General features: G+C 40.5%; 16 protein-coding genes. 7 read left to right on the forward strand and 9 right to left on the reverse strand.

Features of this window, described 5'->3' with window-relative positions:
• Positions 1–232 precede the first annotated feature (232 nt).
• The gene (locus KVY11_RS06285; protein WP_218288445.1) at positions 233–964 is read left to right on the forward strand and encodes a hypothetical protein; all 732 of its coding nucleotides are present in this window, start codon (positions 233–235) and stop codon (positions 962–964) included.
• A gap of 24 nt (positions 965–988) precedes the next feature.
• Here KVY11_RS06285 and thiM read toward each other — a convergent pair whose 3' ends face one another.
• From thiM to KVY11_RS06300, 3 genes are all read right to left on the reverse strand, one after another.
• Positions 989–1,864, reverse strand: a complete 876-nt coding sequence (gene thiM, locus KVY11_RS06290; RefSeq protein WP_078425032.1) for a hydroxyethylthiazole kinase — start codon at positions 1,862–1,864, stop codon at positions 989–991.
• Positions 1,865–1,875: 11 nt separating this feature from the next.
• The gene (locus tag KVY11_RS06295) at positions 1,876–3,033 is read right to left on the reverse strand and encodes a hypothetical protein (RefSeq protein ID WP_218288446.1); all 1,158 of its coding nucleotides are present in this window, start codon (positions 3,031–3,033) and stop codon (positions 1,876–1,878) included.
• A gap of 186 nt (positions 3,034–3,219) precedes the next feature.
• Positions 3,220–3,477: a hypothetical protein gene (locus KVY11_RS06300; protein ID WP_218288447.1), complete on the reverse strand. Its 258-nt coding sequence runs from the start codon at positions 3,475–3,477 to the stop codon at positions 3,220–3,222.
• A gap of 424 nt (positions 3,478–3,901) precedes the next feature.
• Here KVY11_RS06300 and pepN point away from each other — a divergent pair, with 424 nt between their 5' ends.
• Together pepN and KVY11_RS06310 are read left to right on the forward strand one after the other, a co-directional pair.
• Positions 3,902–6,511: an aminopeptidase N gene (gene pepN / locus KVY11_RS06305; RefSeq protein ID WP_218288448.1), complete on the forward strand. Its 2,610-nt coding sequence runs from the start codon at positions 3,902–3,904 to the stop codon at positions 6,509–6,511.
• Between the two features lie 247 nt (positions 6,512–6,758).
• The gene (locus tag KVY11_RS06310; RefSeq protein WP_004696898.1) at positions 6,759–6,974 is read left to right on the forward strand and encodes a hypothetical protein; all 216 of its coding nucleotides are present in this window, start codon (positions 6,759–6,761) and stop codon (positions 6,972–6,974) included.
• Between the two features lie 67 nt (positions 6,975–7,041).
• On the opposite strand, the gene KVY11_RS06315 is transcribed toward KVY11_RS06310, so the two are convergent.
• Positions 7,042–7,485, reverse strand: coding sequence for a universal stress protein (locus tag KVY11_RS06315; protein WP_004696899.1), 444 nt, complete (start codon positions 7,483–7,485; stop codon positions 7,042–7,044).
• Positions 7,486–7,570: 85 nt separating this feature from the next.
• Positions 7,571–8,014, reverse strand: coding sequence for a universal stress protein (locus tag KVY11_RS06320; protein ID WP_058869721.1), 444 nt, complete (start codon positions 8,012–8,014; stop codon positions 7,571–7,573).
• 302 nt (positions 8,015–8,316) lie between these two features.
• On the opposite strand from KVY11_RS06320, the gene KVY11_RS06325 reads away from it, so the two are divergent.
• The 3 genes from KVY11_RS06325 (at position 8,317) to KVY11_RS06335 (ending at position 10,320) form a co-directional block, all read left to right on the forward strand.
• Positions 8,317–9,330, forward strand: a complete 1,014-nt coding sequence (locus KVY11_RS06325; protein ID WP_218288449.1) for an alpha/beta hydrolase — start codon at positions 8,317–8,319, stop codon at positions 9,328–9,330.
• A gap of 82 nt (positions 9,331–9,412) precedes the next feature.
• A complete protein-coding gene (locus KVY11_RS06330) occupies positions 9,413–9,757 on the forward strand; it encodes a multidrug efflux SMR transporter (RefSeq protein ID WP_218288450.1) in 345 nt (114 codons plus the stop codon).
• Between the two features lie 5 nt (positions 9,758–9,762).
• Complete coding sequence (locus KVY11_RS06335; RefSeq protein ID WP_125274980.1) at positions 9,763–10,320, forward strand: TetR/AcrR family transcriptional regulator; 558 nt, start codon at positions 9,763–9,765, stop codon at positions 10,318–10,320.
• A gap of 66 nt (positions 10,321–10,386) precedes the next feature.
• Here the strand turns inward: KVY11_RS06335 and KVY11_RS06340 are convergent, their stop codons facing one another.
• The 4 genes from KVY11_RS06340 to KVY11_RS06355 all read right to left on the reverse strand — a co-directional run bounded on the left by KVY11_RS06340 (position 10,387) and on the right by KVY11_RS06355 (position 14,375).
• Positions 10,387–11,562, reverse strand: coding sequence for a benzoate/H(+) symporter BenE family transporter (locus KVY11_RS06340; RefSeq protein WP_218288451.1), 1,176 nt, complete (start codon positions 11,560–11,562; stop codon positions 10,387–10,389).
• 125 nt (positions 11,563–11,687) lie between these two features.
• Positions 11,688–12,338 carry a leucine efflux protein LeuE gene (gene leuE, locus KVY11_RS06345; protein WP_005401179.1) on the reverse strand — a complete coding sequence of 217 codons (651 nt, stop codon included), beginning with the start codon at positions 12,336–12,338 and terminating at the stop codon, positions 11,688–11,690.
• Between the two features lie 70 nt (positions 12,339–12,408).
• A complete protein-coding gene (tal, locus tag KVY11_RS06350) occupies positions 12,409–13,395 on the reverse strand; it encodes a transaldolase (RefSeq protein ID WP_218288452.1) in 987 nt (328 codons plus the stop codon).
• Between the two features lie 92 nt (positions 13,396–13,487).
• Positions 13,488–14,375 (reverse strand): LysR family transcriptional regulator, encoded by an 888-nt coding sequence (locus KVY11_RS06355; RefSeq protein ID WP_218288453.1) that lies wholly within the window; start codon positions 14,373–14,375, stop codon positions 13,488–13,490.
• A gap of 99 nt (positions 14,376–14,474) precedes the next feature.
• Between KVY11_RS06355 and aceI the strand changes: the two genes are divergently transcribed.
• Positions 14,475–14,909: a chlorhexidine efflux PACE transporter AceI gene (gene aceI / locus KVY11_RS06360; RefSeq protein ID WP_218288454.1), complete on the forward strand. Its 435-nt coding sequence runs from the start codon at positions 14,475–14,477 to the stop codon at positions 14,907–14,909.
• The last annotated feature ends 43 nt before the right edge of the window (positions 14,910–14,952 follow it).

A 14,952-nucleotide genomic window follows, 5' to 3' on the forward strand; every position in this document is an offset into this window, starting at 1 on the left:
TAGATTGTGAGAAAAATGTCAGCCTCGTGCTGGCATTTATTTCTGCTTATAAAATAAGCGCTATGCACTTAAATAAAAAGCAGTTATTCTATGCCCGCAATTGGGGTGTTGTATTTGGTTCTTGACGTTATCGGTTTGGTGAAGACATTTTTTCTATACCTATGGTGGTCAAAGCATTGCATTTAGACCATGACAGTAAAACAAATGATTAAAATAAGAATGGAAACACTTCATGCAACTTATGGAAAATGTCGTTGATTTTAATAAACTTTCAGTAGAGAAAAAACAAGTTCTATTTGAAGAGCTTGAAACTTTTGATCGACAAATTTTCCCAAATGCAATCCCAGCAGAACTGCATCAATTGTTGTATAACCCTGATGTAGTGGCATTGCCAATTATTCGTTTTTATCATCGCGGAAAAATAGTTGGGCAAAATATTATTGCCATTTTGAAGCTTAAGACAGCGCATCAACCCTTATATATTATTAGCTCGCGAGCAGCTTTTTTACCTGACTACCGAAATCAAAACAGAACACTTTTATCCGCAATTCGAGTGACCTTGGGTTATCGTTTAAAATATCCTACGCGTCAGTTATGGTTTGTTTCGAGTTTAATGCAGCCAAAAGTGTATCGGCTGTTTGCTTCACGTTCAAAACGTTTTTATCCGCGTGCAGAAGTGTCAATGCCTGAGGATCATTTACAGGTTCTTGATCTCATGCAAAACCGTCATGTGAATGTGCAACAGCGCAGTGATGATGTGTTTGTGCATCCTTGTGTACTGCCGCAGACCACGCCTGAACAATTGATTCGACTTCGAAATCGAGCCAGTCGTCATATCAACTTTTATATGCAACATACGCCTGATTATTTTATTGGTATGGGCTTAATGTGCATTTGTAAATTAGATTTGTTGACTCTGCTAGAAGCGGCGATGAACGTGTTTTTAGGGCGAGAAGTTGCCTAAGCAGAAACTCTCGCTATACTTTATTTAGGCTGAGGTACGGATAAGCTGTATATCCGCATATTCATAAATGGTTTCAGCTTTCATTTGATGAATGTGATCCATAAACGCTACATTAAAACTTCCTGTACTTTGGCTTCGAGCATAAGCAAGCTGCCCCGCAATGGCAAAGTGGACATGCGCAGACAGCGCTGCAATGACAGGATTGGTGACTGCGCTATAGGCTGCAATTAATGCACCTAGGGCACAACCCGTAGCAGTAACTTTAGGTTGTAAATGCGAACCACCATTGACTTGGATTACAGCATCAAGCTGTTTGGAAAGGATGTAGTCAGACTCACCAGAAATGGCAATGACTTCAGCCTGCGCTAAAAGTGTTTTTGCTTGATGGTAGACATCGGCACTGCTTGCTGTACTGTCAACGCCTTTGGTTTCGATCTGATTACCCGCAAGTGTACTGATTTCCGATGCATTACCACGAATAACGGTAGGTTGAAAAGCTAATAGCTGATCGACCATTTCAGAGCGCCATTTTAAAAATGGCCCATATCCTACAGGGTCTAATACCCAAGGTATGTTTTGCTGCTGTGCGGTTTGTGCCGAGATTTGCATGGCTTGCATTTGTTCAGAGGTTGGTGTACCTAGGTTAATACTGAGCGCTGCACTAATACGGGTGAAACTTTCCGCCTCAAAGGGATTATCAATCATGGCAGGTGAGGCGCCCGCAGCTAATAAAACGTTGGCTGCATAATTGGCAGCCACACTGTTGGTGATACATTGCACCAAAGGTTGTTGCGTTTGCAGGGCAGTCCAAGCTTCAGCAACATATGCCACCAAGACATCGGTTTGGTCTTGAATCGATTGTTTTGTGTTAAGCAAGGACAGGTCTAAAAGCTGGGTCATAGTGGGTGCCCTTATTTGGTGAAATAGTGGTCTTGGTGCTTACATTTGCGACAAAATAAAGTCACATATTGATCGGCATCATAATCTACGGTAAGCTCATTTGAACCGCAGTACATACAGCGTTTTTGCGAATAGAAGCTTAAGCGCGGCTCAATTTTTTGCCATGAACGAGAGACAGGTTGGAAGAAAATGGCTTCGTCATAACCTAAAAAGCGGAAAAATAAGACTTCGCTCATTTTGCTGAATGGTAAGTTTTGCGGTCGAGGCAGAGTTGATGTTTCCCATTTTTCAACCACACTGCGTTCACGGTATTGTTGTAAAGTTTTTTTCAACAAGTTGGTGTTGATGAAGTTTTCATTTCTGGGTTGTAAGGCTTTACGTTCATATAAATACTCCAATGCAGTTTGGATTAAATAATAAATTTGTCCGACTGCGAGTACATCGAGTAAACGATAACAAAACACTTGGAAACTGTTATTTCCCGCAATTTGAATGCCCCACGTACGGCAGTAAAACTGCATAAATTGGATAATTTCCTGATAGAGCAATTGGTACAAGGCATTTTTGACTTCATCCGCGGTCTTAAAAGGCACACCAAGGCTAAGATTTTCATAAAACCAATAACGTAATTGCTGCGTAACACTAAATAGGCTAGGTTCAGAATAGCCGTCCAAACGTACATTAATATAATACTGATGGGCTTCACTGGCAAAATCTTTGGCAACGAGGATTTGTTCTTTTACCAGTTGTTTGACGAGACTATTTTGAAACAGATAATTGGGGGTGATACTAAAATATTTGATCTGTTCCCAATCAATAAACTCTTGATGCTGTGTATGTTCTTGTGCGTAGTCATCTAACAGGGCCAATAAAAATAATTTATGCATAAAACTGAGTTGACCCAGTTCAAACTCATAAATGTCCTTGGTTTTGGTTTTACGCTGTTCTTGCTGACGAGTTTCTTTCAATATTTTTTTGCGCTGGGCTAAACAACTGTCGCAGTGGCAATTTAGATTGGAATTGCTAAAAACACGATGTTGGCAGTGGCTACATTCATGAAAGTTAATTTCTTTGTCGTATTGTTCAGCATCCACCCAAAACATGGCCGCCTGACAAAGTGGACAAGGCGTGCTCTCATCAAGTTGTTTGTGCAAAATTTGAAGCGACATAAGTTGAATTTGAAACTCAGGATTTTCTCAAATTATACACGCTAAAATTTCAGAAAGGCGTTGTAAATTGCAGTGTAATTGAACAAGCAGAGGTGCTTTGTAAACGCTAGATGGGTAAAGTAACGCAGTGGCGAATATAGGGCAAAAAAAATACGGCATGCACCGTATTTTTTGGACTAGTAGAATTTAAACGGGGCAAGGTAGAGAGTCATCTTCCATACCTAGTTTTTTAGCTTCAATCATGGCTTGAACTTTTTTGCTCGGCAACTTTTTACTCCCTAGTGTGTCGTAGTGATTTAGAATGCTGCTGACATCATGTGCTTGTAAAGGCATTCCTTCACAGCTCATGAACAGGGCAATGACTTTATGATCAATTTTTGCAGCATGCATTGCTTGCAGCATTTTTATATTTTCGACGCGGATGATATGGTCTTTTAAGTACATCTCACACCTCTATTTGTTTTGCTTAGGTTTTATCATGCGCTATGCATATTTAGATACAAGCAAAAACTGTGCACAAAATGTAGCCGATTTGAAAATTAAGTTAGATATTTGAAAAGAGCTGGCTTTATATCTTATCGATGTCTTTAAGTTTCTCAGCGTTAGAATGGTAGAGAGCTAATGGCACTGTGTAAGTGTAAAGGGTGGTGCAAATATTGCTAGACAAGGACGGCACGATGTGAGGAGTTGTCTGTTTCTTATTCACTTGGCGCAGTCATATGAGCGGGATAAGACAAATAGAATTGAAAAGCTTGTTCAACGTGCCCATATAAATATCATTCAACATACACAGACAGCATGGCAAACTTGTCGTATGATCAAAACATACACAATATAAAGCTGTAGACCAATAGCATTAGGACATGACATGAATATTGCGGCAAATCCAATTATTGAAGCAGATCAAACCGTCTATTTAAAAGATTACCAAAAACCATCTTTTTTAGTAGACAGCATTCACCTCGATATTCAGGTCTATGATGAGCATAGCAAAGTTGATGCTGTACTGGAGCTGACGCGCCAAACTGAGGGTGATTTGGTTTTACTTGGGCGTGATTTAGAGCTGAAAAGCTTAGTGCTGAATGGTCAGCAACTCAGCCAAGAGCAATATGTGCTTGATACTGAGCAGTTGGTGATTCGTAATGCACCAAATCAGATCAAGCTTGAGACATCGGTGATCATTCATCCTGAGTCAAATACACAACTTGAAGGTTTATACCAAGCCGCATCAGATTTGTTTGTTACCCAAAATGAGCCTGAAGGATTCCGTAAAATTACCTTTTACCCAGACCGTCCTGATGTCCTTTCAGTCTTTACCACACGTGTAGAAGCTGACAAAAAATATCCAGTGCTCCTTGCCAATGGTAACTTGATTGAAGCGGGCGAGGCGGGCGAAGGTCGTCACTATACCATTTGGCAAGATCCAACCAAAAAACCAGCGTATTTGTTTGCTTGTGTGATTGGTGATTTGGCTGTTCTAAAAGATCGTTATGTGACCTCTGAAGGCCGTGATGTGGCTTTGGAAATTTATGCTGAAGAAAAAGATATTCCGAAATGTCATATTGCAATGGAAGCCTTAAAGCATTCAATGCGTTGGGATGAAGAACACTATGGTCGGCCCTATGATTTAGACAACTATATGATTGTGGCTACCAGTGCTTTCAACATGGGGGCGATGGAAAATAAAGGTCTAAACATCTTTAATACGTCATGTGTTTTGGCGGATGAAGAATACACGACAGATGCCGCGATCATGCGTGTACAGTCGGTAATTGCCCATGAGTATTTCCATAACTGGACAGGTAACCGCATTACTTGCCGTGATTGGTTCCAATTGTGTTTAAAAGAAGGCTTAACGGTTTTCCGTGATCAATCTTTCTCAGAAGATTTGCAGTCTGCTGCGGTTCAACGTATTGATGACGTTGCGGTACTCAAAGCGCATCAGTTCCCAGAAGATTCAGGCCCATTGTCTCATCCACCGCGTCCTGACCATTTTGTGGAAATCAATAACTTTTATACTGCAACGGTCTACGAAAAAGGTGCGGAAATTAACCGCATGATGGCTACCTTATTGGGCAAAGAAAAATTCCGTAAAGGAACTGATGAGTACTTTGAACGCCATGATGGTCAAGCTGTGACCGTTGAAGACTGGGTAGCCGCTTTAACCGCAGGTTCAGGCGTAGATTTATCCAATTTCTTAACATGGTATAACCAACCTGGTACACCAAAGTTAGAAGCGGAAGGTCATTATGATGCTGCTGCGCAAACCTATACTTTAAACTTTAAGCAAAGTTTAAAAGCACATCCTAAGTATCCGAACCTAAAAGCTGTTCCAATTCCTGTCGCTTTAGCACTGTTCGATGCTGCAACAGGTGAGCAATTGGTTTTAAACTCAGACAGTTTATTTGAAAATGCAGTCAAAGACGGTGTGTATCTTTTTGACCAAGACCAAGCCAGCATTGTGTTTAGTGGTTTAAGCACGAAACCTGTCGTGTCATTACTGCGTAATTTTTCTGCGCCCGTCAACTTAGAATTTAACTATACCGATGAAGAGTTGGCGTTCCTGATTCAATACGAAACCAATGGTTTTAACCAATGGCAAGCAACGCAAACACTGCTTGAGCGTATTTTACTCAATGGTCATGATGCGCATATTTATATTCAAGCTATTAAAAACACACTGCCAGATCTCGTTGAACAAGATCCACTCTTGGCATCACGTTTATTTGATGTGCCAAGTGAAGGTTATTTAGGTAGTCGCATCGACACCGACTACGAACCAGCGAAGATTCAAGAACAACGTAATGCTTTAATTGAAAAACTGGCACGTGAGTTAGGTGAGTTCTGTAAAGACACTTATTTAGCTTTAGACCCAGATTTGCAAAAAGAGTTCTCACAAGCCATGGGTGTCCGTGCACTGAAAAACATCATGCTCAGTATGATGGCACGTCAAGGTGATGAAACCGCTTTTGAACTGGCGTATCAGCAATACGAAGCTACAGGCAATATGTCTGAGCGTTTAGGTGCACTACGTGTCTTGGTGTGGAACGATGCACAGCAAGCAGAAGCGGCTTTACATGATTTTTATCAACGTTTTAAAGATGAGGCTTTGTCACTAGATCAGTGGTTCACACTTCAAGCGGCACATCCTTGTGCTACGACGGAAACCATTCAATACCTCACTTCACATGCCGATTATGATTTGGGCGTGCCGAACCGCATTCGTTCAGTGAGTGGTGGTTTAAATGCAAACCCAGTGAACACATGGAGTTTTGGTGTGGATCATTTCATTGGGCTGGCAAAATATTTAGATGAGAAAAACCCAATTGTTGGTTCTCGTTTACTTCAAGTTTTGTCTCGCTGGTATAGCTTGGCAGAGCCACAGCGTAGCGAAGTGAAAGCAAAGCTTGAGGCTTTAAAACCACAAGTGAAATCTAAAAATGTCAGTGAAACTTTAAGCAGTATGTTAAGTATTTAACTCATCTACGCATAAAAAAAGCCAGTCTATTGACTGGCTTTTTTTATGTAAACTGAAGAATGACAGCATGAAGAGTGCACATTAGTATTTTTATAAATAATGAACATTCATGTGAATAGTGTGAAATAAATCGCATTTTATGGGTATAATGTTATGGCATAACAGATGATTAGCTCAATATTCTGTATTTTTTTCGGCTTATGTATACAGGCTATTGGGTAGACAAACATGTAGAGTGTAAACAGATATGTTAGTTAAAATTGAAGATGGGTTTTATTTAAATACCGTTCATATTATTGCTATTCGTATTGCGAAAAGTGCTGAACTGGGAACATTTCAAGTCAATGTTGAATATAGTCCGCATAACCATCAGGCTTCGGGTTTATTTCAAAAAACTTTTATGCAACAGTCGGCAGCAGAGCATTATTTGCAAAATTTGCATCAGCAGATTAGTAAAAGCTAATAAAGTGAACAAGTTCTGCCAAACAAAAAAAGACTGCTTCGGCAGTCTTTTTTGTTTAAAACAATACTTAAACTTTTACGATCAGCACAGGTATTGGAGACTGTGTGAGAACATTTTGCGCCACACTACCTAACATCATCTTTTTAAAACCTGTACGGCCATGTGAGCCCATCAAAATTAGGTCTGCACCGACTTCATCGGCCACATGAATAATACCTTCAGAAGGAGAGATGCCGCGAATCACTTTGGTATCCACCTCAATTTCATCACGGTCAAATGAGAGCTTTACTTCGGCTAAACGGTCTTGAGCGACTTTTTCAGCATGTAGGAAATAGTCGGTGATGGCTGGTGCAACTTTATAGAAGTCGACACCGACAAATGGATCGACTGCAATCACGCTCATGAGCGTTACACGACTGTTTAAATCTTTGGCCAACTCAAGTGCTTGTTCAACAGCAGCATAAGACATCGGTGATTCATCGACGGCAACCAAAATGTGTTTGTAGCTCATTATTTTCTCCTTAAGGGTACGTCTTTTTGCGGATCATTTTGCAGTACATGCGAAATCAGCTCACATAAAGACGCGTTATAGTTGATTAAGCTTTAACAATGAGGACTGGGAGTTCAGTAGACTTGAGAACATCTTGAGCAAAGCTGCCTAATAGGAATTTTTGAAAGCCTTTACGGCCATGTGAACCCATCACAATTAGGTCGTTTTTTAGTGAAGCGGCCGCTTCGACCACAGCATCTTCAGAGACTTCACCTTTGATGATTTTAGACTGTGCTGTTATACCTTGTTCTTGTGCAATTTGAACTGCATCCTGAAGGGCTTTCTCAGCATTGTTGTAGGCTTGTATGAAATAGTCTTTCATGATTGGAGAAGTATAGTAAAAATCAGCATCTTTGAGAGGGTCTTCAGCAACTAAGCTAATCAATGTGAGTTGACTGCCAAAAACTTTGGCAATTTCAGCCGCTTGCTTAACCGCAGAAAAAGAAATTTGTGAACCGTCAACAGGGACTAAAATATGTTGGTAAGCCATCAGAGGGACTCCTTTTTGTATAAGATTTAGTTCTTAATTTATTGATAACACACTGCCATTAAATGTTCAATTTTGATCGGGCTAAAAATTGAAAATTCATGAAATTTAAAGAAAATAATTCAAAAAAAAGCCGATTTACGTGTCCAAAATGTTGAGTGAAAAACTCAAGTTTCAGATTTAAAGCAATATTTTTTAAAAGATGCTTCTAGTGTTTAAATGAGGCTGAAATGTGACCTGTTTAATCATGCGATGTGATAGAGATTGTATTAGAATCATTTGAAAAAAGGGTGGGGCCGAACAGTATGATTTTTCAATCAATAATAAAAGTGCTTAGTACTGTTTTCATGATTGTGCTTTTGAGTGCGTGTCAAAGTGTAGAAAAGAACACCAAACTGATTGCGGGAACGTTCAATACAGCAACCAATATTCAAATGAAAATGCTAGATCGCTTTGCGCCTCCCGATGTCATCATACACAATAATATTACATATCAAGCTAGTCCTGAGCTGAATGTTGATATCTATCAACCCAAAAATATTGAACAACTAAACGCAGTGCCCACGGTGGTTTGGATTCATGGCGGCGGATGGGTTTCGGGCTCAAAAGAGCATGCGCGAGGTTATTTTAAGCTTTTAGCTAATCAAGGCTTTAACGTGGTCTCGGTAGAGTATCAGTTTGCACCTGAGGCTATTTATCCCACTCAGTTACAGCAAGTCGATCATGCACTGAATTTCTTACAATTGAATGCTGCTCAGTATCATATTAACCCGAACCAACTGTATTTAGCAGGAGACTCTGCTGGAGCCAATATTGCCAGTCATTATGCTGCACTTTTGACTAATCCCGCATTTGCTCAAGCATCCAATTTTAAGCCGAGCATTCAGCCGAAACAGCTTAAAGGGCTAATTTTCCATTGTGGTATTTATGACTTATATCGCTTTGTGAACACCGCTCCTGAGGAACTCAGGCTCATTGAATGGGGCGTTTATAACTTGGTTCAAGCTTATACAGGGGAGCGTAAAGAGGATGCAGAGTTTTTAAAGTCAATTTCAACCAGTGAACATATTACGCCACAGTATCCATCTGTCTTTATCAGTGGAGGAAATAAAGACTTTTTAACCAAGAGCCAGTCTTTACCTTTCGTCGAGGTGTTGAAGCAGCATCAGGTTGCAGTCACGGAGGCTTTTTATCCAGACTCTAAGGAGTTTTTGGTGCATGAATATCAGTTTATGATGAGTAAACAAGCCAGCCAGCTCACCTTTGATCGAACTATTGATTTTATAAAACAGACCTCAATGCCGACTGAAACAAAATAAAAAAGTATACAGAAAGACTTGTTTAATTTTTAGTATTTAAATAACATACCGACCGATTGGTATGTTTATTATTGAGTTCCTGATGAATCCTATATTAATGGCTTATGCATTGCTGGCGATGGCAATTATTTCTGAAGTGATTGGTTCGACTTTTTTGGTAAAGTCGGAAGGTTTTACCAAGCTATTGCCTTCTCTGGCCGTAGTGGTTCTATTTTCGTTGGCATTTTATTTATTGTCTCAGGTGATTAAAGTGATTCCATTGGGTATCGCTTATGCGATTTGGGCGGGTGTTGGTATTGTTTTAACCGCTCTGATTGGTTACTTTGTTTTCCGACAAAGTCTAGATCTCGCAGCAATGATCGGTATTGCACTGATTGTTTCTGGTGTGGTCGTAATTAACTTATTTTCAAACTCAACAGGGCATTAACTTCGATGCAACAAGCAAGTCCACGTAAAAAGGCACCGGAACAGGTTCGCCAAAGTATTCTACAACATGCGATCTGTTTGGCTGCTGAAAAAGGCGTGACTGGGGTTTCCATACAAGCTGTGGCTGATTTGGTTGGTGTGAGTAAGGGCGGGGTTTTTCATCATTTTCCAAACAAACAAAAGCTACTTGAAGCGATGGTTGTGGAACAGCTTGAACAATTAGATCGTGTTGTTGATGAGTTGATTAGCCAAGACCGAGATCGTTATGGTTGCTTTACCCGAGCCTATATTGAAATTACTCTAGAAAAGCAGGTGCTAGGCTTGGAGCATTCTTGGTCAGCTATTTCGATGATTATGCTGACGGATCGTACCTTTAATGAGTATTGGATTGAGTGGCTGGAAAAACGTTTAGCACGACATCAGGATACAGACAATGATTTGGAGCTTAAAATTTTGCGCTATGCTGCAGATGGCATTTGGCTCACGGCATTTACTGAGGTGGAAAATTTGTCTGAGACCATGCAACTTAAGCAAGAATTGATTCAACGAAGTTATCAGCATTAATTTTTCAAGTTAGCAATATTTAAAAATAAAAAAGCACCCATCGAGGGTGCTTTTTTATATGAGGGCTTAAACTTTTTTGGCTTTAAACTTAAATATAAACATAACCGCAAAACCAAAGAGTAGTCCCCAAAAGGCAGAGCCAATGCCAAAGAACTGTACCCCAGATGCGCTGAATAAGAAGGTCATGAGGGCTGCCTCACGCTCTGATACCGCTTCAAATGCAATCGCGATGTTATGACTAATGGTGCCAAACAAAGCAATACCAGCCAAGGCTGTAATAAAAATCGCAGGGAAAGAAAGCAAAAGACTGGTCAGGGTGGCTGCGAATAGTCCCATTAAGATGTAGAAGAAACCACAACTCATCCCAGCAATATAGCGTTTCGATGGATCAGGGTGAACTTGTTCATCTAAACTGACGGCTGCACTAATTGCTGCGGTATTGACACTATAACAGCCAAAGGGTGCGAGTAAGGCTTGAGCGGTACCCGTCCAACCAATCAGTTGATTGACGTGGGGGTTATAGCCATAGCTTTTAATCATGGCAATACCCGGTAAGTACTGCGATGCCATATTGATCACAAACAAAGGTAGTGCCAAACCTAAAATAGCAGACATGCTGAACTCAGGTGCCATCCAAACAGGTTGCGCTAGGCTCCATGTGATTTGAGGAGTATGAAAGTCTAAGAATAACGGGCAGAGTAACAAGCCTGCAATCACTGTAATGACAATGCAATAACGTGGGGTAAGTCGCTTAGAAACAATATAAGCCGCCAGCATGGATAAAATAAAGCCCCAATGGTCTTGCATACTGGCGAACAATGAAATACCAAACTTCAATAACACACCAGCTAGCATGGCACTGGTCAGGCTTTGTGGGATATACGTCAGTACTTTTTCAAAGATACCGAAAAAGCCCAAAATGGCAGTAACTAAACCACAGACCAAAAATGCACCAATTGCTTCATGCAAACTATAACCACTGCCTGTAGCAATAATTAAGGCCAGTGCTGCCGTAGACCATGAGGTCGATACAGGATATTTAAGTTTCCAAGATAAAAGCAGGCCACTCAAACCAATACCCAGACCTAAAGCCCAGAACCATGAGTTGATTTGCGCGATATTTGCACCTAAGACTTGGGCGGACTGAATGACCAAGACTGAAGACACACTAATGCCAATGAGGAAGGTAATAAAACCTGCGAATACTGCTGGAACTGAGAAATCTTGAAATAATTTTTGCATGAAGATCAAAACATAATTTGAATGAGTGAAAATTACTATTGTTCAAGGATCATACGCTGGTTCTTGAAAAAGAAAACAGCACACGATGGATTTTTTATCGAAAATAATGAGATTATTCACGAAAATTACAGTGTAGAAAGTGCCAGTTTTAAGCCGAAGCCACAAAACAGCAGACCGACGGTCGCCACCGCAACGGCTGCAACTTTAAACTGACGATTGAAATAGCTCGCCAGCTTAATACCTGAAAAAATCAGGATACTGAGATAAGCCATACTGATGATTTGTAGAATAATGGAAAGTAAGGCAAAGCTTAGTGCTGGGTAGGCATAATTTGGGTCGACAAACTGCACAAAAAAAGACAGATAAAACAAAATAGCTTTTGGGTTTAAAAGGCTAATGGTCAGCGCTGAGCGAAAAGGATGCAAGGTTTGTAAAGTGCTCTGATCTGTACTTGCTGCAAGCTGTTGTGGGCTAGAGCTCCAGGTTTTGACTCCTGCAATCAAGAGTTTTATACCTAAATATGACAGATAGAGTGCACCTACAATTTTTAATAAAATAAACAGCCAAGGAAAAGCATGTAAAAGAGATGCTGCACCCAGCACGGTACATAGAATGAGGATCAAATCGCCTGTGAAAACACCTAATGCACCCCAGTAACCTGTCTTAATACCAAATCGTGAGGCAATGGACATCACATAAAGAGAATTTGGGCCTGGCAAAATCACAATTAGAATTGTACCGATGATATAAGTACCGATGTCGATAATACCAAACACAACGTATTCTCAATAAAAAAGCCGATGTTGCATAATAACAAAATCGGCTTTTAAAAGAAGAAAAATCAAGTTAAGCTGAAATTTCTTCATCTAAGCCAAAAGACTGACGTAACAGTGTGTTCAGCTGTTGACGAGCTTTAATAAATCCATCAATCCCCCCTTGTAGCAGTTGCGTTGCCATGAGGTCATGTTCAATTTGATCTCTAAACTCAGTTTCACCGAGTGCGTTAAGTGCAGTTGTTGCTGGTGCAATATCACTTGCAGACAGCTGCGCTTTGACTTCACGCGTATCTTGCTCAAGTGCAGCCAATAAATTAGGTGCAACAGTCAGCAGGTCACAGCCAGCTAGTCCCAACACTTGGTCAATACTTCGGAAGCTTGCGCCCATAATTTCTGTTTTAACCCCATGTGCTTTATAGAACTGGTAAATTTGCTTCACAGAGAGTACGCCAGGGTCTTTTTCAACGGGATAGCTGTCCACGCCTTCGGCCTTTTTGTACCAATCTAAAATACGTCCAACAAAAGGTGAGATTAAAGTGACATTCGCTTCCGCACAAGCATGTGCTTGATGTACACCAAACAAAAGCGTTAAGTTGGTATGGATACCTTCAGCTTCCAGCACTTTCGCTGCTTGAATACCTGCCCATGTCGAAGCAATTTTAATTAAAATACGATCTTGATCTACGCCGTAGTTTTTATATAGCACTAGCAGCTCTTTGGCTTTTTCGATGGTGGCATTGGTATCATAAGACAGCGCGGCATCCACTTCTGTGGAAACACGACCTTCGATTAACTTGAGAATTTCAACACCAAATTTGACGGTAAGAATGTCGATTGTGCGTTCAATAAGTAAGTCATCTTCGAAGCCTTCCGCTTTGGCTTGAGCGAAAGCGTCTTCAATCAACTCTTTATTTTCAGGTTGACTTGCAGCAGCTGTAATTAGAGAAGGATTGGTGGTTGCATCGAGCGGGCGAAATTGGTTAATCGCCGCTAAATCGCTACTGTCGGCAACAATAGTGGTTAAGCTTTTTAATTGGTTTAATGCGGTTTGTGTCATTGATCGTTCGTTCTTAAAGTTATTACCCGTAAAATATTTATAACACAAACTGCTTTTAACCCAAGTAGATTCGGACGTTTTAACAGCAGTAATTATACTTTTTTACGCTGATTTCGGATGTATTGGATTAAAAAACGTGCAGCCGCACCCAATTCACTTTCACGACTCCAGACCAAGTCCACAAAATATTCAAACTTTGGTGTGAAATCTAGCAGATCTAATATTTTGAGCTGCTTTTTGAGCTGAGGGCTTTCATTCAACATTTCTAAGGGTAAAACACCCCAGCCAAAATTTTGCATGATTAAGGCGCAAGCCGAGTGATGGTTGTCTGTCCGCCAATACTGTTTGGAATAGAGCAATTCTGGCTTAATGCTTTTATCGCGACTGGCAACCACGATTTGACGGCTGTGTTGAATTTGTTCAAAACTGACTTGTGGAAATTGTGCCAGAATAAAGTCCTTATTGGCGACGGGAACTAAAGTTTCGAGTTTTAATTCTACAAACTGTTCGCTGCTTTCCAGTTGCTCACGTTCAAACATCAGCGCCAGTTGTGCTGTGCCATTGAGTAACATTTTCTGTGCATCTTCTTGGGGTGCAGAAAAAATATTGATTTGTAGACTGGGAAATTCGGCCTCTAATATTGCGATGTAGTCGATCCACTGCATATGCAGCAGTTCAGATACCACTACGATATTCAGCGATGACTCTAAACCGTGGCTTAGGGCATAGGCATGCTGTTTCCATTGATTCATTTCAGTCAACAGTTGCTCGGTCTTTTCATACAAGGTCAGGGCTTGCGCAGTTGCTGTGGGCTCACGTCCTTCGCGTAAGAAGAGCTGTAGGTTTAAGTCTATTTCCAAGTTAGCAATTGACATACTCACGGCCGATGGTACTTTACCCAACTTGCGTGCAGCAGCTGAAAATGAGCCTGACTCAATTACGGTTTTAAAAATAATCAGTTGCTCTTGATTGATATTCATAATTCCCTATCTTTCAATTTTATTGAAAGAACCTAACTCGATTAATCAATATTATAAAAATAAAATAGCCAACATCCAATCATGAAAGAGTAATTAAAAATGTTGATTTCCAAAAGAAGGATTATTCATGCGCTCAGCTATGAAATCATCCTATTGGTGATCATTGCTGTTGCCTTAAGTTTCATATTCCATATGCCTTTAGAAGTCACAGGTGTACTCGGTATTGCCATGGCTGTCACTTCGGTCATATGGAATATGGTGTTTAACCATTTTTTTGAAAAGTTTGAATTGAAAAGAAAGCTAAAAAGAACCATCGGTGTGCGTGTTCTTCACGCGATTGGTTTTGAAGGTGGTTTGATGCTTGCAACCATCCCAATGGTGGCATATGCAATGCAAATGAGTATTTGGCAAGCCATCGTGCTCGACTTCAGTTTAACCATGTGTATTTTGGTTTATACCTTTATTTTCCAGTGGTGTTATGACATGCTGGAAGCGAAATTGGGTATTCAACCTGAAGCGCAATATTCAAATTAAAAAAAAGCCACGCAATGTCGTGGCTTTTTTAATGTGCAGCGAT

This window comes from Acinetobacter sp. CWB-G5 (genome assembly GCF_019209785.1).
Classification (GTDB): domain Bacteria; phylum Pseudomonadota; class Gammaproteobacteria; order Pseudomonadales; family Moraxellaceae; genus Acinetobacter; species Acinetobacter johnsonii.

Bases quoted from the DNA above. Each gene is read 5' to 3' on its own strand.
- KVY11_RS06335 (WP_125274980.1), top strand. From the start codon at position 9,763: ATGCAACAAGCAAGTCCACGTAAAAAGGCACCGGAACAGGTTCGCCAA.
- pepN (WP_218288448.1), top strand. From the start codon at position 3,902: ATGAATATTGCGGCAAATCCAATTATTGAAGCAGATCAAACCGTCTAT.
- KVY11_RS06320 (WP_058869721.1), bottom strand. From the start codon at position 8,014: ATGGCTTACCAACATATTTTAGTCCCTGTTGACGGTTCACAAATTTCT.
- aceI (WP_218288454.1), top strand. From the start codon at position 14,475: ATGTTGATTTCCAAAAGAAGGATTATTCATGCGCTCAGCTATGAAATC.
- KVY11_RS06285 (WP_218288445.1), top strand. From the start codon at position 233: ATGCAACTTATGGAAAATGTCGTTGATTTTAATAAACTTTCAGTAGAG.
- KVY11_RS06300 (WP_218288447.1), bottom strand. From the start codon at position 3,477: ATGTACTTAAAAGACCATATCATCCGCGTCGAAAATATAAAAATGCTG.
- KVY11_RS06330 (WP_218288450.1), top strand. From the start codon at position 9,413: ATGAATCCTATATTAATGGCTTATGCATTGCTGGCGATGGCAATTATT.
- KVY11_RS06355 (WP_218288453.1), bottom strand. From the start codon at position 14,375: ATGAATATCAATCAAGAGCAACTGATTATTTTTAAAACCGTAATTGAG.
- KVY11_RS06340 (WP_218288451.1), bottom strand. From the start codon at position 11,562: ATGCAAAAATTATTTCAAGATTTCTCAGTTCCAGCAGTATTCGCAGGT.
- KVY11_RS06325 (WP_218288449.1), top strand. From the start codon at position 8,317: ATGATTTTTCAATCAATAATAAAAGTGCTTAGTACTGTTTTCATGATT.
- thiM (WP_078425032.1), bottom strand. From the start codon at position 1,864: ATGACCCAGCTTTTAGACCTGTCCTTGCTTAACACAAAACAATCGATT.
- KVY11_RS06315 (WP_004696899.1), bottom strand. From the start codon at position 7,485: ATGAGCTACAAACACATTTTGGTTGCCGTCGATGAATCACCGATGTCT.
- tal (WP_218288452.1), bottom strand. From the start codon at position 13,395: ATGACACAAACCGCATTAAACCAATTAAAAAGCTTAACCACTATTGTT.
- KVY11_RS06310 (WP_004696898.1), top strand. From the start codon at position 6,759: ATGTTAGTTAAAATTGAAGATGGGTTTTATTTAAATACCGTTCATATT.
- KVY11_RS06295 (WP_218288446.1), bottom strand. From the start codon at position 3,033: ATGTCGCTTCAAATTTTGCACAAACAACTTGATGAGAGCACGCCTTGT.